Here is a 17,799-nt window from a genome sequence, read left to right on the forward strand (position 1 = left end):
ACATCAGAAGAAGTCGATCGACACCTGAAGGAGCCGCTCAACTTCAGGAACATCTGCCGCAAGACTGAACAGTGCGATCACGTCGCCCTCGTCAATGCGTATGCCGCCACGTGGCTTGTGCACCTCTTTGCCTTTGAGGATTGCGCCAATCAAAACGCCTTCGGGAAAATCAATGTCGCGCAGCAACTGCCCCGCGATGGGCGACGTGGACAGAACCTCCGCCTCGATGATCTCGGCCTCCGCATCCCCAACCGAATAGACCGATTTTACCCGACCGTGCCGGATGTGGCGCAGAATAGAACTCACCGTGGTCGCACGCGGGTTGATGAAAGCATCAATATCCAAAGGCTGCATGAGGGGTGTCAGTGTCGGGTCGTTGATCAATGCAATCGCCAGTGGGCACCCCGCTGATTTTGCACGCACCGAGGCCAACATGTTGGTTTTGTCGTCATCAGTCACCGCCAAAACCGCATCAGCGCGTTCCACGCCAGCCTCCGCCAACAAGGCCCCGTCCAATCCGTCGCCATTCAAAACAATCGTGCGCTCGAGCTTCTCTGCGGCATTCTCTGCCGTCGCGCGATTGCGCTCAATCACCTTGGTACGCACGCGATTGACCTGGCTTTCCAGACGCTGCGCCACCATCAGGCCCACATTGCCACCGCCGATAATAATCGCGCGATCCTGCTTTTTCTGGGTCTTGCCAAAGACCTCCATCGTGCGCGCCACATCCTCGGCAAAGGTAAAGACGTATATCTCATCGCCGACAAAAAGCTGATCGCCAGGCTCCGGCGCAAACAGGCGACCGTGCCGTCGCACACCGACGACCACGGCGCGAAGTGTAGAAAACAGGTCTGTCAGTTGGCGCAGCGGCGTGTTCACGACTGGACAGTCTTCCTCAAGCCGAATGCCAAGCATCTGCACTTTGCCATTGAAAAACATCTCTGTGTCAAACGCCCGAGGTGCGCTAAACCGCTTCAGCGCCGCTTCCGCCACCTCGAGTTCCGGCGAAATCACCACGTCAATTGGCATGTGTTCGCGCCGGTAAAGGTCCGAATACACCACATTCAAATATGACCTGCTGCGCAGTCGCGCAATCTTGCGCGGCACTTCAAAAACCGAATGCGCGACCTGACAGGTGACCATATTCACCTCGTCCGAATAGGTGGCCGCGATCACCATGTCGGCATCCCGTGCCCCTGCCCGATCCAGAATTTCAGGATAACTTGCAAAACCGGCGATGCCTTGCACATCAAGCGTATCGGTGGCGCGACGCACCAACTCGGGGTTGCTGTCCACCACCGTCACATCATTGTTTTCACCTGACAAATGGCGCGCGATCTGCCACCCGACCTGCCCGGCCCCACAGATTATGACCTTCATGAGTTTTCCCCGTCGGCTTTGCGTCAAGAGATGACAGATGCCACCAGCCGCGTCAAACACTACCATTGACCTTTACGCGTGGTTCAGGCTTTCTTTTAGAGTGTTATCAGGGGGTTCCAGTATGCTGAGATCTATCAGCGCGGTTTTGGTTTTAGGAGTGGCCCTTGGCGCCTGCGCGCCAACGTCTTATGTCAGCTACTCAAAATCCGGCGCGTCCGGCGACACCACAACGCGCACCTTTGCGCAGTGCCGGCAAGAGGCCAACGTCCTGTTTCCCGCGGCAGTGTTCACCGAATCCACCCCGGGTTTCGGCGGCTATGGCAGCATTTACTCCGGGGGATATGGCGGCGGCTTCGGCGGTAGCTACGTTCGGGCCAGCGACGCCAATGCCCCGTTGCGCGCGCAACACCTCAGTGATTGCATGACCCTTAAGGGCTATCGACAGGTGGTGCATCCGATCTGCACCACGGCGCAACTTGGCGGGCGTCAATATCAGACCGTGACAAAGCCCCCGTCCGGCGGGTCTGCCAACATCTGCGCGGTGCGGACCGAAAACCGCACCACAGCTTTGATTGATCTCAACAAACCGCTTTAAAAGGACCGCCGCCATGAAACGGATCGCCTTTATCTGCTTGATGCTGACGTTTGTCGCTGGCTGCACGGACTTTCGCCAGATGTACAAACCGGGGGTGACCCGCACGCAACTCAACATTGACCAAGGCGCCTGCAATTCTGACGCCGCTGCACGGTACCCGCCACGAATTGTGACCGATTGGGTGCCTATCTATAACAGCGATGGCAACATTATCAGCCACCGTGTTGAGCAATATGACATCAACGAAGCCCGCCGCCGTGAGGGCGCGCGCAGCTGTATGATTGCCGGTGGCTACGAATGGACCACAATCCCGTTTTGCAAAGAAGAGCAAACGGCGGGCCGCTCATTTGCGCCGATCACAACCTTGCCGCCCCTAAATGCCAACATCTGTGGCCTGCGCACCGACAGCGGTCGCGTGTTGATCGACCTCAGCAAACCACTCTAACCAACCGCGCCAGGTTGGCCTGACCAACCGTCAGCCTGCTTGGCGCGACTCCTCGTCGCTTTCATCGTCAGACACCCGCGCAACCCGAGCGCCTGCCTTATTTGAGGTGACCACACCCAGTGATTTAAGTTTGCGGTGCAACGCGCTGCGCTCCATACCGACGAAACTGGCAGTGCGGCTGATGTTGCCGCCAAAACGGTTGATTTGCGTCAACAGGTACTCGCGTTCAAACGCCTCACGTGCCTCACGCAGCGGCAAAGTCGCCAAAGCGCCTGAGAGCACGACACGGCCCTCTTCTTCACTTGCTCCGCCTTCATCCGGCAATTCACCGGCTTCAATTGCACCACCGGAGTCGCCCAAAATCAGAACCCGTTCGATCAGGTTCTTTAGCTGTCGCACGTTCCCCGGCCAAACCATGGTTTGCATCAACGCAATCGCATCGTCGCTCAGGTCCCGCAAAGGCAGCCCCTGTTGCTCGTGAAAACTTGCAATAAAATGCGACACCAAAGACGGAATGTCCTCGCGTCGCTCTTCAAGCGACGGCACCGCAATCGGCACAACATTCAGCCTGTGAAACAGCTCCTGCCGGAACGTTCCCGCGTCAATTTCCACCTGCAAATCCTTGTTTGTTGACGAAATCACCCGCAAGTCGACTTTGACCTTTTCGGATCCGCCAACCCGTTGAAATTGCTGGTCCACCAACACGCGCAGAATTTTTGACTGCGCGGCAAGCGGCATATCAGACACTTCATCAAAATAGATGATGCCGCCATTTGCTTGCTCCAGCAGCCCGGGCTCAACACCACGCTCAGCGCTTTCGCGACCAAACAGCATGTCTTCCACCCGATCCGGATCCATCCCCGCACAGTTGACCGTGACAAACGGTGCCGCCGCGCGGTTGGAATTGGTGTGGATATAGCGCGCAGCCACATCCTTGCCACCGCCCGCAGGCCCCGTCAGCATCACCCGACCGTTTGAGCGTGTGACCTTGTCCAATTGACTGACCATCGCCTTAAACGCGGCGCTCTCGCCAACCAGATCGGCTGGCGTTCCATCCTGACGTTTCAGCTCTGTGTTCTCGCGACGCAGGCGGCTTGTTTCCATCGCGCGCCGGATGACCACCATCAGCTGGTCGATGTTGAACGGTTTCTCGATAAAGTCATAGGCGCCTTGCTTGATCGCGGCGACCGCAATCTCAATATTGCCGTGTCCCGAAATGATCACCACCGGCACCTCGGGATAGTCGTGCTTGACCGCTTTCAGGATGTCAATGCCATCCATGTTGCTGTCCTTGAGCCAAATATCGAGGATCATCAGCGCGGGCTGCAAATCGTTCACGGCTTTCATCGCGTCGTCCGAATTTCCGGCCTTCCGCGTCGCAAAACCCTCATCTTCCAAAATGTCGGAAATCAACTCGCGAATATCGCGTTCGTCGTCCACAATCAGAATGTCACTCATACTGCCACCTCACCTTTCTTCTTGTCATTCCCCGCATTTGATCCAGCTTTGCGGACGGGCAATGTGATCCTCGCCATCGCGCCAGCGCGGGAATTCTGTTCAAACACCGGCGCATCCAGCAATTCAAGCTGACCGCCATGCTCTTCGATGATCTTCTTCACAATCGGCAGGCCAAGGCCCGTGCCTTTGTCCCGCGTTGTGACATAAGGCTCAAACAACCGCGCCCGATCTGCCGGCAACCCAATTCCGTTGTCAGCAATCGTGATCACTGCTTCGTCCTTTTGCACCGAAAATGCCACCCGAACCTCGGGAACCGCCACCGCGTCAGGATCTTTTTCCTGCAAGCTTTCAATGGCTTCGCCCGCATTCTTGATCAAGTTCGTCAGGGCTTGCGTGATCATGGTGCCATCCAGTTCCGCGATCACGGCCTCATCTGGAATGTCATTGCGGAAGGTCACGTCAGGTTGACCTGCCTCCTGAAGCAGCAGCACGCCCTGCACCAGTTCCGTCAAATCGACGTCTTTGCGATCCGGCTCCGGCATCCGCGCGAATTTGGAAAACTCATCCACGATGCGACGCAGATCGTTGGTCTGGCGCACAATAACATCGGTCATTTGCTCCAACGAGGCGCGATCTTCTCCGACTTGCGAGGCGAACTTGCGTTTGATGCGTTCCGCGCTCAGCTGAATGGGCGTCAGCGGGTTTTTGATTTCATGCGCGATGCGGCGGGCAACATCACCCCAAGCGGCCATACGCTGAGCAGACACCAGGTCAGTGACATCTTCAAAGGCCACAACATACCCTTCCAGCGAGCCGTCATCACGGCGGCGGGTGGCCATCCGCACCAAAAGATTTTCCAACCGACCACTGCGGGTGACCTTGATCTCCTGCTGCGCAACTTCTCGTCCGCCGCCTTTAAGCTCTTGCAACAAGGCGCCAAATTCAGGGACCGCAACCGCCAGCGCCACGTCCTGTTGATCATCGGACCACTCCAGCAACCGCTGCGCCGATCGGTTCACAAACGCGACGCGCCCCTCGCCATCCAGCCCCACAACCCCAGACGTTACAGAGCTCAATACGCTGTCAAACATGCGCCGCCGGCGTTCGATCTGGCGATTGTTGTCCAAAAGCGTCTCGCGCTGCGCCTTCAACTGTTTGGTCATCTGGTTGAAATACCGGCCCAACATCGCGATCTCGTCGTCGCCATCTTCTTCCAGAACCTGAACGTCAAGATCCCCTGCCCCGACCCGCTGGGCCGCACCGGTCAAACGGCCAACAGGGCGCGACAGGCGTTCGGCAAACCACATGCCCATCCAGATCGCGGCCAAAATCAGGATCAACGCAAAGCCGATATAAATCAGGCCAAATTCGAACAGAACCCGCCCCCGTTCACTCTCCAATTGCTCATAAAGCTTCGCGGTTTCACGCGTTTCGTCCAGCAGATGAAATATCTCGGCATCTACTTCACGGCTCACATACAAAAACAGATCAGTAAAGGCATCAAGACGCACCAAGGCCCGCAACTCTCCGTTTTCCAGATCACGCACGATTTTCAGCCCGGTATTGGTCGCCGCCTGAAACGTTTCACGATCCGGTTCATCGTAGCCAAACAAATAGGACCGCTCTCCGCGGGCGCGAATTTCACCGGTTCCATCGATGACATACGCCTCGCTCAAACCACGCTGAATCTGGCTCTGACCGTTGGTCAGCACAACTCTCAGGTCACCCTCATCCATCACAAATGTGCGCCGGCGGTTCTCGTCCAGAAATTCACCCAACGCTTGCGCGTCCGCTTCAAGGTCGATCACATGTTCCGCTTCATAAGCCTGCGCGGCGGCCACGGAATTGCCGATCACCTGTCGTACGCGATCGCTGAACCAACCCTCAAGGCCGATGTTTACCGTGAGACCAGCAAAAACCGCCACGGTCACAGCCGGCACCAGAGCCAGTACCGCAAACGCGCCGGTGAGACGCAGGTGCAACCGCGACCCCGCCGATTTTGCCCGTCGTGACGAGATTACGCTGGCCACGCGGCGCAACACCAACGCCGCCACAACCAGCACGTAAACCAAATCGGCCAACAAAATGGAGCGCAAGGCGCCGGACGTGGCGCCCAATGCAAATGGGCCCATCGCTAAAAACGTGCTCAGAGCCAGAGCTGGCCCAAGCACAACCAACCCCAACGTTGCGACATTCTGGACACGCCTAAGGCGCCGCAAACGCTGAAATCTAGCCCATCGCGTGGTTTCTGTCCGGCTAAACACCCGACGACCTCAACTGATATAGTGTCGACATCGCGACACACCGCCATATTATGTGTGATCAATGACCTGCGGCCAAAACGTCACGGTTATGTGGCCTATTTACATCAACTTGCGTCTGCGTGTCACGTGAATATCCAGATCGGTGATCTTTTTCCGCAACGTATTTCGGTTGATGCCAAGCAAATCGGCACATTTCGCCTGATTTCCACCAGTGGCATCCAATGCAATCTCGATCAACGGCAGTTCAATCTCGCGCAATATGCGCCCATACAGCCCGGCGGGCGGCAACATATTGCCGTGCAAGTCAAAATAACGACGCAGATGCCGCGCGACAGACGCAGACAGCTTTTCAGTGTCTTCCCCCCCCAAGAGCGGACCCACCTGAGGCTGCGCGCCCAACACCATTTCGGCCTCGGTGCGCGAAATTTCTTCACTTTGCGCAGTAAGAACCAAACGCCGAACCGCATTCTCCAGTTGACGCACATTGCCCGGCCAACTGTAGGCTCTGAACATCTCAATCGCATCTTCCGAGAACATCCGCATCGGCGCACCATCTCGCTCCGCGCGATTCAGGAAATGGGTCACCAGCAACGGAATGTCATCCACCCTTTCGCGCAGGCTCGGCACGTGCACAGTTGCACCATTCAAGCGATAATACAGATCCTGCCGCACACTGCCCTTTTCCATCGCCTGCTGCAGGTCAATTTGGCTGGTTGCCATGAACCTCGGGTTTTGTTCACCCGGAGCGTCAATCATGCGCACAATCCGCGCCTGAATGTCGTCGTCGATGTCACCGATTTCATCAATCAGAATGGTGCCGCCCTTGGCTTTGGCCAACACCCGTGCCGGCCCTTCAAGGTCCACGAGTTCAGATGCGTTTGCGACCACAAATGGCAATGATCGGCGATCCGAAAAGTCATGAATTTCACGAGCAATCAATGATTTACCGGTTCCGCTTTCACCGGAGATCAGCACCGGAAGATCCGTATTCATCACCCGCGCCACAAGCCGGTAAAGGGCCTGCATCGCAGGGGTACGACCCACCAGCGGCAACTCGTCCGGGCGTTCTTTTTCGCCCTGCGGTTCTGCTGGCGCGCGTCGTTTCAATTCTAACGCCTTGCCTGTGCGCTTCATCAAATCCGGCAGATCAAACGGCTTGGGCAAATAGTCATATGCCTCCGCTTCGGCCGCTTGAATCGCAGTCATGATCGTGTTTTGTGCCGAAATCACAATCACCGGCAAACCGGGGCGGTCCTCGGCAATCTTAGGCAGCATCTCAAGGCCATTGCCATCCGGCATGACCACATCCGTAATCACCACGTCGCCTTTGCCCTCAGCGACCCAGCGCATCAGGGTGGTCAACGACGATGTCGCGTGCACTTTGCACCCCGCCCGCGTCAACGCTTGCGTTAAAACCGTGCGGATCGTGCGGTCATCATCCGCAACCAGAACCGTGCCATCCATCAGTGGCTCCCCTCATATTGTGCTATTACGTCTTTGCCTGCGCGCGGCAAAGATAGTTTGAAAACCGTGCGCCCAGGCACGCTGTCCACAGAGATCATGCCGCCGTGGTCCGAGATGATTTTGCTGACCAACGCCAACCCCAATCCGGTGCCGTTTTCCCGCCCCGACACAAAGGGATCAAAGATATCTCCCTGAATGTCCTGCGGCAAACCCGGCCCGTCATCGATGATCTCGACTTGCAGGGGCAACAGACGGCCACCGCCGTCCGCCCGCCGCAGGCGAAAACTGTGCTCATAGTAGGTCTTGATCCTGATTACGCCTTTTTTGTCAGCGGCTTCCGAGGCGTTCTTCAACAGATTCAACACCACCTGAACCAACTGATCGGCATCGCCTGCTGCCGGTGGCAGCGACGGATCGTAGTCCTCTATGATGGCCATATGGGCACCAAAACCCAACAATGCAGACCGCCGCGCACGATCCAGAACGTCGTGAATATTGACGGGCTTCTGCGCAGGAAGAGACAGATTTCCGAATTGCTCGACCTGTTCGAGCAGCTTCACAATCCGGCGGCTTTCCTCGACAATCAGATCCGTCAGTTCGAGGTCTTCCTGGCTGAGGTTCATGGACAGTAACTGCGCGGCACCGGTGATGCCTGCCAGAGGATTCTTGATCTCATGTGCCAGCATTTCCGCCATGCCAATTGCCGATTTTGCAGAAGACTTCACGCCATGGCTTCGGGTCAGCCGCCCGGCCAATTCGCGGGAAGAAATCATAAACAGCATTTCGCCGTCGGATTCCGTCACCGGAGCGATCTGCAGATTGCATTGCACGGGCGGCCCCTCGCCGGTGCCAACGTCCGCATCATTCACAAACAAAGGCGTGCCATGCGCACGCGCACGGCGAAACGCATCCTCCAGCGGCGCGTCAATCATAACCTTGTCCCAGATCGGCTGCCCCGCCATCGCTTTCGTGGATGCGTTCAGAAACGTCTCGGCTGCCGGATTGAGGTTCAGGATATTGTCGTCACGATCCACCAGCAACGCAGGGACCGGCATTGAATTCCATATCGGGGTGTCGGTGCTCATGCGGCCTCTTCTTTGGTATTGTTATTGCTTTGATCAGCAAGCGCATCCGGCAAAAATGCCAGCACCTCTGCTGCGTCGCGACTGGTCAATACCTGCCGACGCAAAACAGTTCCCGTGCCGACGCCGTCCATGAACCAGCCCAGATGTTTGCGTGCCACCCGAAGCCCCAACTCGGCGCCATAAAACGACAACATCGCCTCATAGTGCCCCTGCACCACCTCACAAAGCGCCGCGCCGGTTGGCACTTCTGGCGCAGGCGCGCCAAACAGCTCTGCCGCGATTTGCGCCAACAGCCACGGCTTGCCCTGCGCCCCGCGCCCCACCATCACGCCATCCGCACCCGACGCCTCGATTGCAGTACGCGCCTTCGCGCTATCGGTGATGTCCCCGTTTGCGATCACAGGAACCGTCACCACATCCTTGACGGCGGCAATCGCGGCCCAGTCGGCGTGACCTTTATAAAACTGGCACCGTGTGCGTCCGTGAATGGTGATCATTTGAACGCCGGCATCCTCTGCTCGCCTTGCGAGCTCAGGCGCGTTCAGCATGTCGTCGTCCCATCCCAATCGGGTTTTCAGCGTCACCGGAATGTCCACCGCATCCACAACCGCTTCAATCAACGTCAGCGCATGGTCGAGATCTTTCATCAAAGCCGACCCGCTGGCCCCGGCACCGCTGGCACTGGTCACCTTCTTCGCCGGACAGCCCATGTTGATGTCAATCAGCGTCGCACCACTGGCCTCAACCTGCCGCGCGGCTTCGGCCATCCAGTGGGCTTCGCGTCCGGCCAACTGCACCGATGTGGTCGCCTCACCAAATCCAAGCTCGGCTCGCTCCCGCACGCCGGGCTTCGCTTGGACCATTTCCTGACTTGCGACCATCTCGCTCACCACAAGACCTGCGCCAAACCGCGACACCAAATCGCGGAACGGGCGATCCGTGATGCCCGCGAGCGGCGCCAGAAAGACCGGCGGGTCTAAAGTCAGGTGTGCGACTTGAACGGTCACTTGCTTAATCCTTGTGCATTGAGGTCTAGCTATCTGAGTCTCAACATGCCCTCAATGAATATGTCGCGCAAAAAGTTACAGATTTACGCATTTGCCTAATTTTTAATCACACACATGGGGTCGATTGCCTCTCGGCGTTGCAGGATTTAGACAGAGTTCATGACCAAGCCTCTTCAAAAAACGGCGGCAGTGATTGTTGCTGCAGGACGCGGAACCCGCGCCGGACCTGGTGCCCCCAAACAGTGGCGCCCTCTGGCAGGAAAACGCGTGATCGACTGGACTTTGGCGGCCTTTGAGACCCACCCGGATATCGACGAGATTGTGCTGGTTCTGCACCCTGACGACCGCGCGCTTGCCAAATCCTTGCCGGGCAAACATGTCTCGGGCGGCGCGACGCGCGATGCTTCGGTACACAACGGGTTGGAGGCGCTAGCGCAGAGCGACACAACACACGTTCTAATTCACGACGTGGCACGCGCCGGAATCGATCCGGACACCATCACTGCGGTGATCACCGCGCTGCAAAACGGCGCGACAGGCGCGGCGCCTGCCCTCCCTGTCACCGACGCCTTGTGGCACGGCAACAATGGCGCCGTCTCCGGCACGCAAAACCGAGAAGGTCTGTTTCGCGCGCAGACCCCGCAAGGCTTTGAGTTCGCATCAATTCTCAAAGCGCACCGCGCTCATGACGGGGGTGCCGCCGATGACGTGGAAATCGCCCGCGCCGCAGGGATAAACGTGGCCATCACCGAAGGCCTTGAAACCAATATGAAAATCACCACAGCAGACGATTTTGGCCGGCTGGAACAACACCTGAGAGGCACTATGGACATTCGATTGGGCAATGGTTTTGACGTGCACGCGTTTGAAGACGGCGACCACGTCATTCTGTGTGGCGCACGCATTCCGCACAACAAGGCTCTCAAGGGGCACAGCGATGCCGACGTCGGAATGCACGCCGTCACAGACGCCATTTACGGCGCATTGGCGCAGGGTGATATCGGCCGTCACTTCCCGCCAAGCGATATGAAATGGAAAGGCGCTGACAGCCGGATTTTCCTCGAGCATGCTGTGCAATTGGCTTCCGATATGGGCTTCAAAATTGCCAATATCGACTGCACTCTGATTTGTGAGCGTCCAAAAATCGGCCCCCACGCGCCTGCGATGATTGCGCGTATGGCCAACATCATGGGGCTCGACGAAAATCGTGTTTCCATCAAAGCTACAACCAGCGAAACACTTGGCTTTACCGGCCGCGAAGAAGGCATTGCCGCAATAGCAACCGCAACACTGGTGACAAAATGAGCAAGATGATCACAACCTTTTTCGGCGTCGGCCACCTGCCCGCCGCGCCCGGCACGTGGGGGTCTCTCGCCGCCCTTCTGATTGGTTGGGCAGCGGAACGCTATGTTGGTCTCTGGCTACTGGTTGTTCTGACAGTCCTCGCGGTCATCCTTGGGTTCTGGGCTTGTCAACGCGACCTCGCCGATCGTCCCAGCGAGGACCCGTCTGAGATCGTAATCGATGAGGTTGCCGGCATGTGGATCGCTCTGCTCTTTCCGGCGATTGCCTTTGGCATGCGCGATATGTCGATGGTCTGGCCCGGCCCGATTGCGGCCTTTCTGTTCTTTCGCCTGTTTGACATCCGCAAGCCCTGGCTGGTGGGCCGGGCCGATCGGCGGCACGACTATGTCGGCGTCATGCTGGACGACATTTTGGCAGGTGTCTTTGCGGGCCTCGCCACGCTTGTTGCCGCCGCGATTTATCATGTGGTGCTGATGTGACGGTTGATGTGGCCGAACTTCTGCAGGCCTGCCGCGCCGCCAACCTGCGCGTCGCAACCGCCGAAAGCTGCACCGCTGGAATGGTCGCAGCTGCACTGACAGATGTTGCTGGAAGCTCCGATGTGTTTGAGCGCGGGTTTGTCACCTACACCAACCTTGCCAAAACCGAAATGCTCGGCGTGAGAGAGGCCACCCTCGCCGCCGTTGGCGCAGTGTCCGAGGAAGTTGCTCGCGAAATGGCCCTTGGGGCGCTGGTAAATTCCGACGCCCAACTGGCGGTGTCGATCACCGGCATCGCTGGCCCCGGCGGATCAGAGTTCAAACCCGAAGGACGTGTTTGCTTCGGGATTGCTCTTCGCAACGGCTGTCAAACTGAAACCATCGAATTTGGCGCCATGGGCCGTGCTCAGGTGCGCACCGCCGCGCGGAATCACGCACTCGACCTGCTGCAAAGAGCCGCCTCCGCAAAATGATGCCTAAATAGTCACCACACCCCCAATCACGCCCATTTTTTAATCACATTGCAAAACGCCCACGTTTGAGGCGTCCTGCTTTCACTTGCGCCTTTGTTCTGTGCAGCTTTTCGGCTCTTTGGCTGAAAAACCATCACTTACGGGATAAGAGGGAATAAATATGAACGGAGCGGACACCGCATGGATCATCGTGGCGACAGCCTTGGTCCTGTTCATGACACTGCCGGGGCTGGCACTGTTTTACGGCGGCCTCGTACGGGCAAGAAACGTACTCAGCGTCTTTATGCAAACCTACGCCATCGCCTGCTTGATGAGTGTGCTCTGGCTGGCATTCGGCTACTCCATCGCTTTCGGCAATGACGGCGGCGCGACCTCTGTCTGGGGTGGCCTTGGCAAAATGTTCCTGTCTGGCGTCACTGCTGACAGCCTGTCGGGCACCCTGCCCGAAGTGCTGTTCTTTGCGTTCCAGATGACCTTCGCGATCATCACGCCAGCCTTGATTGTCGGGGCATATGTTGAACGGATCGGCTTTGGCTTTGTCCTGCTGTTCTCCGGCCTCTGGATGCTCCTGTGTTATGCACCGGTTGTGCACTGGATCTGGGGCGGCGGCATGATGGCCGACGGCGGCATCTTTGGCGAAATCGGTGTACGTGACTTTGCCGGTGGCATTGTGGTGCACGAAACCGCAGGTCTTGCTGCGCTGGTGCTGGCTGTAATGCTCGGCGCGCGCAAACACCGCACAACGCCGCCGCACGCGCCTTGGATGGTGATGATTGGTGCTGCCATGCTTTGGGTTGGCTGGTTTGGCTTTAACGGCGGCTCGCAACTCGCGGCAGATGGCGGCGCAGCCATGGCGCTCACAGTGACCCACATTTCCGCGGCCACCGCGTCGCTGACATGGGCTTTGTGGGAACGCATCAAATACGGCAAAGCGTCACTGGTTGGCTTGGTGACAGGTACCATCGCGGGTCTAGCTTCGATCACACCTGCGTCGGGTTTTGTCGGCCCGGTTGAGGCGCTACTCATCGGTGCCGTCGCGGGCATCCTGTGTCAGGAAGCTGTGAACCTCGTACGCAACAAATTCAACATCGACGATACGCTCGACGTTTTTGCAGTGCACGGCGTCGGCGGCATCTTCGGTACGCTCATGATCGCGGTCTTCGGCCAGGGCGCTTGGGTTGCCCAACTTGGCGGCCTCGCCATCGTTGGCGTCTTCACTGTTGTCGTGACTTTCGTGCTGGTGAAACTGGTTGGTCTGATCACGCCACTGCGGGTGGATGAAGAAACCGAAGTCAACGGCCTTGATCTCGCGGTGCACGGTGAACGCGCCTACGACATCGCCTCATAAGATACTGGAACGACACTCCAACTGGGGCGGCCTTCGGGTCGCCCCTTTTCTTTTTGGCGATGCTCGCATCTGGAGTTGCTCCCAGAAATCCCAGAAGCAAGCATTGGGCCGAGTGCGGCGAATGCAAACTTTGAGCCCAAAGTGTCGAACGCTGCACATTGAACATTTGTCAGCAATGCTCAGGGAGCAGACTTCGCGCGTTCACTACATAGACCAATCTGCACTTACACCGTCTCAGCCGGTCTCTTGGGAGTGTTGAATAAGAGACTCCCGAAGGAGCCCTTTGGTTGTCATTTATTTGAGATGTTTATGACGTCTCCCAACATCCAATTCTTGAACCAGTCTTCACCGATTGGGCGATACAGACGGAACAGGAAGAACCAGTCGTTGGCGTTGGTGGCGCTTTCGGTCGTCACCCAGTTGGCTTCATACCCTTCCGGCACGTTGTCCAAGTTTGGCGCATAGAAAACGTCGACTGAGCCGTCGTCATTCTTGACCATCTTGTCCAGATCCTTGGTCGATGCGCCAACACGATCCACGCCGCGATTAAAGTTCTTGGTTTCCATGTTGTACACGATCGCCGACCAGAAATCTTCCGCAGGCACGTCGGCAGGAACGTTGAGTTTATATGTGTCTTCACCGTTCAGCATGTTCCCGTCTGAATCACGCAAACCCGTCAAATAGAACGTCGCGCCACCCAGCTTGTTTGGAAGGAAGGTGACATAGAAGTAAGACGCGGCACGTTTGTCGATAAGGATTTCGTCACCATCTTCAAACGGGAAGCCCAACCCGGCCTGAGGGCCAAAGTTCCAGAACGACCATTCGCTCAGTTTTTCGCCATCCTTAACCCACAGCGGCGCAACGGTTTCACCTTCTGTTATGAACTTCTTCTGCATGTAAGCGTAGGCAAGCTCCAGACCTTCAAGCGCGGCTTTCTTCTGGATTTCAGTAGGTTCAAACGCCTCGCCTTTCTTGATACCGATGCTTTGCAGCATTGAGTACATTGCGCGGTCTTTCTCACGGATTGGGTTGCCTTGAACCACATCGTTGATGTCTTCGATGAAGGTCATGTTGTAATACGGCAGACAATCGTAAGGCAGGTCCGTCGCATCCAGATAATGCGTTGGCTCAATATTCCCGCTCACAGCTTCTTCCAGAGAGTAGATCTTAAGGCCTTTGGCATGCTCGCCAGCTTCGGCATGCGTCGCGCCGTTCAACAGTGTTGGGCGGAACGAAAAGGAAGCTTCGTGCGTATCGAAATTGGGCACAATAATGTAACCCTGTGCCGCCAGCTCTTCTGCTGTGCCCAAAGCGTTGTCGTACTCGGCCGGAAGGAACAGGTACTTGCCGCCTTTACCTTCATCGGCCCCTTTTGAGCCAACATCAACCATCGGAACATGCCACGCCGAAATGAAAGACCCGAAGTAGTCCACTTTGTTGCTCATCGGCGGGACCTCGACAACCATAGGCCCGTCCTTGGCGGATATTGTTCCCCACGCATAGGCCGTCGTGTCGTTTGCGGTTAGAAAACCTTTTTCTGAACCGAAGGGTTCGGTGACAAAAAGAACCGTGTCGTAATCACCACCGGCGCGCCGCGTCGCCTTGGCGAAATCAACCTGAGCGACCGCGGACATGTAATAAATTGCGGCCTGGGTCGCACGCTGTACCATAATATCGTACTCGATATCCGTATGTTCGGTAGAGCGCGCCAGAATATCACCGGTATCGTTGAAATCCGGGCCTGTAGGCGTAACAGCGAAAGACGCATTGACCATAAGGCAAAATGCGAGAGCAGTTGAACCGAGAATAGTTTTCATGGACTAAACCTCTATTACTTTGTCTAAAAATTCCGTTTCGGCGCCTTAAAATGCGTACATTTGCTTACATAGCTAATTGCGCTAATCGCCAAGTGGCAACACATTTTCGCTTGGATGAATGGTGGCATTGGGTTCTAGGCGGCAGTCATCAGGTCGACAGGAATGTCCCGATTGTACCGCATATCGGACCCATATCCAAACCGCAGCGAACGTCCGGCCTCCTGTTGCAAACGGTGTTTGCAGACATACCGTTCCAATGTATGCGCATCTCTTCTGCGATCAGCGCAGCGCGGCTCCGATCTGCGTCGGCATCCCAGTTGTGCAAATCATCTCCCAAAGCGCCTGTTGCCGCTCCGCTCCGACCAAGGCCACAGCCTTTGAGTGCAGCCGGTCCTCCCGGTCCACAAGCAAAACCGGCGCATCCAGATCGTGAAACGCGTCCAGACAGGTTCCGTCGGTCAATGTCACACGCACGCGCGCCTGCATCTCGCTCAGCGTGGGATCTTCCACCACTGTCACCAGATCACGCAGCGCCACCACCTCGGCATCTGCACACAGAGCATCAGAATAGCTCGCCAAAGCCGCCGTGTCGCGCCCCAGCAAAGCCATCGCCACCACCACGCGATAAGAAAATTTCGCGCCCAGCCCCTCGGTCGGCGCCGGCTGGTTGCAAACGCTCATCCAGCGCGGATGCGTTGTGACTTCGACCGACGCGACATCCGCAGCTGCCGGTCTGTTCATCCCGCCGAGTGCTTCCAAAGTGGCGTGAAGCCCATGGCAACAGGCGTGAAATTTGTGGCTGATGCTGTCCATCAACCAAGTCTGCGAAAGCCCGTCCAGGGCGTCCAAATTTTCAACTCCGCGATGCGTCGGACCAAAACCTTGCGCGGCCTCAAGCCCCATCGGATTGCCCGCCATGCCTTGCGCCACCAACAACGCCGCCTCAACACCGTTTGACGCTGCAATACCGGCATTGAACGGTTTGCCCATCGTTCCAAACTGCGCTTTCAGCCCACTGGCACGCGTGGCCACCAATCCAAACGTCGCCGCCACCTGCGCTGCATCAAACCCCAACAGCCGCGCCGCGGCCGCAGCCGCGCCAAACGCCCCTGCTGTGCCGGTCTGGTGAAACCCGTGTTGATAATGATCCCGCCCAAGCCAGACGCCAACGCGAATACTGACCTCTATGCCCAACAGGGCCGCGTGTTGCAAAGCTGCTCCTGCTGCGCCGGAACGCTCCGCGACGGCCAATGCCGCCGGAAACACAGCAACGCTTGGATGGCCAATGTGCGCAAAATGCGTGTCATCATAATCAAGCGCGTGGCTGGTTGCGCCATTCACCAAGGCCGCTGTTCGAGCTGGCGCTTGGCCTCCCCCAAACATGCTGGCCTGCGCGGCGCCGCCTTCTTCAACGGCCAAGGCGTGACAGGCCTGCGCGACTGGTTCACGCACACCCGCGATGCCGCACGCCGCCCAGTCCAACATGGACAAACGCAACATGTGTCTTGTGTCTTCGGGAACCGCCTCTGCGGGAAAATCCGCCACGAACGCCGCCAGTTTCTCGGTGATCATGGTTTTTCTCCCTGTGCTCAGCTGTAAAGCGCTTTTGCCCGCGTCTCAAAGGCGCCGACAATCCGGTTCATCGCTTCGTAAAACACCAGACCAATCGCTTTTTGCAGAATGATGTTCTTGAACTCGAAGTCCACAAAGAACTTCACTTCAACGCCCCCGTCCACATCCGCAAAATCCCACGTCGACTTCATGTATTTGAACGGCCCGTCCAGATATTCGGTGTCGATGTGTTTGATCTCCGGATGCAAAACCACACGACTGCCAAAGCGTTCGCGGAAAACTTTGAAGGAAATCACCAGATCCGCCAACATCTCTTCCGCCGCGCCTTGCGGCGTCCGCGATCGAATCCTTGCGGCAGAACACCATGGCAAAAATTGCGGATACGCCGCCACATCCGCCACGAGGTCATACATTTGCTGCGCGGTATATGGCAGCGTGCGTGTTTCAGAGTGCGTCGGCATGTCGTCCCATTTTCGTCGTGACAGCGCCAAACAGGGTCGCTATGCACTATCCTGCCCGCGCACATAGCTGCGCGACACCGGGTAAATCAAGAGGGTCTCATGTCAGAGCGTCCATATGTCATCGATCAAATGATCTCCGCCAAGTCGATTGCTGCCCGCATCGAGGACCTCAGCGCCGAGATCGAACGCGAATACGAAGGCACCGACAAGCTTGTTGTTGTTGGCCTTTTGCGCGGCTCTTTCGTGTTCATTGCTGATCTGGTGCGCGAACTCGATCTGCCAGTCGAAGTCGATTTTCTTGAGGCCAGCTCTTACGGAAATGCGATGGAAAGCAGCCGGGAAGTCCGTATTCTCAAGGACTTGCGCGGCGAGATTGAAGGCCGCGACGTGCTTGTCGTAGAAGACATTGTCGACACCGGCCACACACTGACCCATGTGATGCACCTTCTGACTGCGCGAAATCCGGCCAAGATCAAAACCATCGCGCTGCTGGACAAACCCTCCCGCCGCGAAGCCGACATTGCCGCTGACTGGATTGGCTTTTCAATTCCGGATGAATTTGTGGTCGGCTATGGCATCGACTTTGCCCAACGCAACCGCAACCTGCCCTTCATCGGCAAGGTACGCTTTACCGAATGAACCCGCG

The 17,799-nt window shown here is 57.2% G+C and carries 16 protein-coding genes; 7 read left to right on the forward strand and 9 right to left on the reverse strand.

From position 1 onward, the window contains the following. Positions 1-3: 3 nt before the first annotated feature. Positions 4-1,380, reverse strand: coding sequence for a Trk system potassium transporter TrkA (gene trkA, locus PG871_RS14590; RefSeq protein ID WP_270730547.1), 1,377 nt, complete (start codon positions 1,378-1,380; stop codon positions 4-6). Between the two features lie 121 nt (positions 1,381-1,501). On the opposite strand from trkA, the gene PG871_RS14595 reads away from it, so the two are divergent. Further along, the gene (locus PG871_RS14595) at positions 1,502-1,975 is read left to right on the forward strand and encodes a hypothetical protein (protein ID WP_270730548.1); all 474 of its coding nucleotides are present in this window, start codon (positions 1,502-1,504) and stop codon (positions 1,973-1,975) included. A gap of 13 nt (positions 1,976-1,988) precedes the next feature. After that, positions 1,989-2,420, forward strand: coding sequence for a hypothetical protein (locus tag PG871_RS14600; protein WP_270730549.1), 432 nt, complete (start codon positions 1,989-1,991; stop codon positions 2,418-2,420). A gap of 30 nt (positions 2,421-2,450) precedes the next feature. Here PG871_RS14600 and ntrX read toward each other — a convergent pair whose 3' ends face one another. From ntrX to dusB, 5 genes are all read right to left on the reverse strand, one after another. Beyond that, positions 2,451-3,878 (reverse strand): nitrogen assimilation response regulator NtrX, encoded by a 1,428-nt coding sequence (gene ntrX, locus PG871_RS14605; RefSeq protein WP_270730551.1) that lies wholly within the window; start codon positions 3,876-3,878, stop codon positions 2,451-2,453. Next, positions 3,875-6,142, reverse strand: coding sequence for a sensor histidine kinase (locus PG871_RS14610; RefSeq protein ID WP_270730553.1), 2,268 nt, complete (start codon positions 6,140-6,142; stop codon positions 3,875-3,877). The genes ntrX and PG871_RS14610 overlap by 4 nt, the downstream gene beginning before the upstream one ends. A gap of 99 nt (positions 6,143-6,241) precedes the next feature. After that, a complete protein-coding gene (locus PG871_RS14615; RefSeq protein ID WP_270730554.1) occupies positions 6,242-7,606 on the reverse strand; it encodes a response regulator in 1,365 nt (454 codons plus the stop codon). Next, positions 7,606-8,691, reverse strand: a complete 1,086-nt coding sequence (locus PG871_RS14620) for a two-component system sensor histidine kinase NtrB (protein WP_270730557.1) — start codon at positions 8,689-8,691, stop codon at positions 7,606-7,608. Before PG871_RS14620 ends, PG871_RS14615 begins: the two co-directional genes overlap by 1 nt. Continuing rightward, positions 8,688-9,698: a tRNA dihydrouridine synthase DusB gene (gene dusB, locus PG871_RS14625; RefSeq protein WP_270730559.1), complete on the reverse strand. Its 1,011-nt coding sequence runs from the start codon at positions 9,696-9,698 to the stop codon at positions 8,688-8,690. The genes PG871_RS14620 and dusB overlap by 4 nt, the downstream gene beginning before the upstream one ends. A 159-nt stretch (positions 9,699-9,857) precedes the next feature. Between dusB and PG871_RS14630 the strand changes: the two genes are divergently transcribed. From PG871_RS14630 to PG871_RS14645, 4 genes are all read left to right on the forward strand, one after another. Next, on the forward strand, positions 9,858-11,003 hold the full coding sequence (locus tag PG871_RS14630) for a bifunctional 2-C-methyl-D-erythritol 4-phosphate cytidylyltransferase/2-C-methyl-D-erythritol 2,4-cyclodiphosphate synthase (protein ID WP_270730561.1): 1,146 nt from the start codon (positions 9,858-9,860) through the stop codon (positions 11,001-11,003). Next, entirely contained in the window at positions 11,000-11,482 is a 483-nt protein-coding gene (locus PG871_RS14635) for a phosphatidylglycerophosphatase A family protein (RefSeq protein WP_270730562.1), read from the forward strand. Before PG871_RS14630 ends, PG871_RS14635 begins: the two co-directional genes overlap by 4 nt. Beyond that, the gene (locus PG871_RS14640; RefSeq protein ID WP_270730564.1) at positions 11,479-11,955 is read left to right on the forward strand and encodes a CinA family protein; all 477 of its coding nucleotides are present in this window, start codon (positions 11,479-11,481) and stop codon (positions 11,953-11,955) included. The genes PG871_RS14635 and PG871_RS14640 overlap by 4 nt, the downstream gene beginning before the upstream one ends. A gap of 160 nt (positions 11,956-12,115) precedes the next feature. Beyond that, a complete protein-coding gene (locus PG871_RS14645; protein WP_270730566.1) occupies positions 12,116-13,303 on the forward strand; it encodes an ammonium transporter in 1,188 nt (395 codons plus the stop codon). 290 nt (positions 13,304-13,593) lie between these two features. On the opposite strand, the gene PG871_RS14650 is transcribed toward PG871_RS14645, so the two are convergent. The 3 genes from PG871_RS14650 to PG871_RS14660 all read right to left on the reverse strand — a co-directional run bounded on the left by PG871_RS14650 (position 13,594) and on the right by PG871_RS14660 (position 17,153). After that, positions 13,594-15,120 (reverse strand): DUF1214 domain-containing protein, encoded by a 1,527-nt coding sequence (locus tag PG871_RS14650; protein ID WP_270730568.1) that lies wholly within the window; start codon positions 15,118-15,120, stop codon positions 13,594-13,596. A 279-nt stretch (positions 15,121-15,399) separates the two neighbouring features. Beyond that, a complete protein-coding gene (locus tag PG871_RS14655; protein ID WP_270730569.1) occupies positions 15,400-16,692 on the reverse strand; it encodes an MmgE/PrpD family protein in 1,293 nt (430 codons plus the stop codon). Positions 16,693-16,709: 17 nt separating this feature from the next. Beyond that, positions 16,710-17,153, reverse strand: coding sequence for a type II toxin-antitoxin system RatA family toxin (locus PG871_RS14660; RefSeq protein WP_270730570.1), 444 nt, complete (start codon positions 17,151-17,153; stop codon positions 16,710-16,712). A gap of 99 nt (positions 17,154-17,252) precedes the next feature. Here PG871_RS14660 and hpt point away from each other — a divergent pair, with 99 nt between their 5' ends. After that, positions 17,253-17,792, forward strand: a complete 540-nt coding sequence (gene hpt, locus PG871_RS14665) for a hypoxanthine phosphoribosyltransferase (RefSeq protein WP_270730572.1) — start codon at positions 17,253-17,255, stop codon at positions 17,790-17,792. Positions 17,793-17,799 lie beyond the last annotated feature (7 nt).

Origin of the sequence: Shimia sp. Alg240-R146, from assembly GCF_947331465.1 — a bacterium.
Lineage (GTDB): Bacteria > Pseudomonadota > Alphaproteobacteria > Rhodobacterales > Rhodobacteraceae > Shimia.

What these genes read in the sequence shown, in the direction of transcription:
- trkA (WP_270730547.1), bottom strand. Translation starts at nt 1,380, where the DNA reads ATGAAGGTCATAATCTGTGGGGCCGGGCAGGTCGGGTGGCAGATCGCG.
- PG871_RS14595 (WP_270730548.1), top strand. Translation starts at nt 1,502, where the DNA reads ATGCTGAGATCTATCAGCGCGGTTTTGGTTTTAGGAGTGGCCCTTGGC.
- PG871_RS14600 (WP_270730549.1), top strand. Translation starts at nt 1,989, where the DNA reads ATGAAACGGATCGCCTTTATCTGCTTGATGCTGACGTTTGTCGCTGGC.
- ntrX (WP_270730551.1), bottom strand. Translation starts at nt 3,878, where the DNA reads ATGAGTGACATTCTGATTGTGGACGACGAACGCGATATTCGCGAGTTG.
- PG871_RS14615 (WP_270730554.1), bottom strand. Translation starts at nt 7,606, where the DNA reads ATGGATGGCACGGTTCTGGTTGCGGATGATGACCGCACGATCCGCACG.
- PG871_RS14620 (WP_270730557.1), bottom strand. Translation starts at nt 8,691, where the DNA reads ATGAGCACCGACACCCCGATATGGAATTCAATGCCGGTCCCTGCGTTG.
- PG871_RS14630 (WP_270730561.1), top strand. Translation starts at nt 9,858, where the DNA reads ATGACCAAGCCTCTTCAAAAAACGGCGGCAGTGATTGTTGCTGCAGGA.
- PG871_RS14635 (WP_270730562.1), top strand. Translation starts at nt 11,000, where the DNA reads ATGAGCAAGATGATCACAACCTTTTTCGGCGTCGGCCACCTGCCCGCC.
- PG871_RS14645 (WP_270730566.1), top strand. Translation starts at nt 12,116, where the DNA reads ATGAACGGAGCGGACACCGCATGGATCATCGTGGCGACAGCCTTGGTC.
- PG871_RS14650 (WP_270730568.1), bottom strand. Translation starts at nt 15,120, where the DNA reads ATGAAAACTATTCTCGGTTCAACTGCTCTCGCATTTTGCCTTATGGTC.
- PG871_RS14655 (WP_270730569.1), bottom strand. Translation starts at nt 16,692, where the DNA reads ATGATCACCGAGAAACTGGCGGCGTTCGTGGCGGATTTTCCCGCAGAG.
- PG871_RS14660 (WP_270730570.1), bottom strand. Translation starts at nt 17,153, where the DNA reads ATGCCGACGCACTCTGAAACACGCACGCTGCCATATACCGCGCAGCAA.
- hpt (WP_270730572.1), top strand. Translation starts at nt 17,253, where the DNA reads ATGTCAGAGCGTCCATATGTCATCGATCAAATGATCTCCGCCAAGTCG.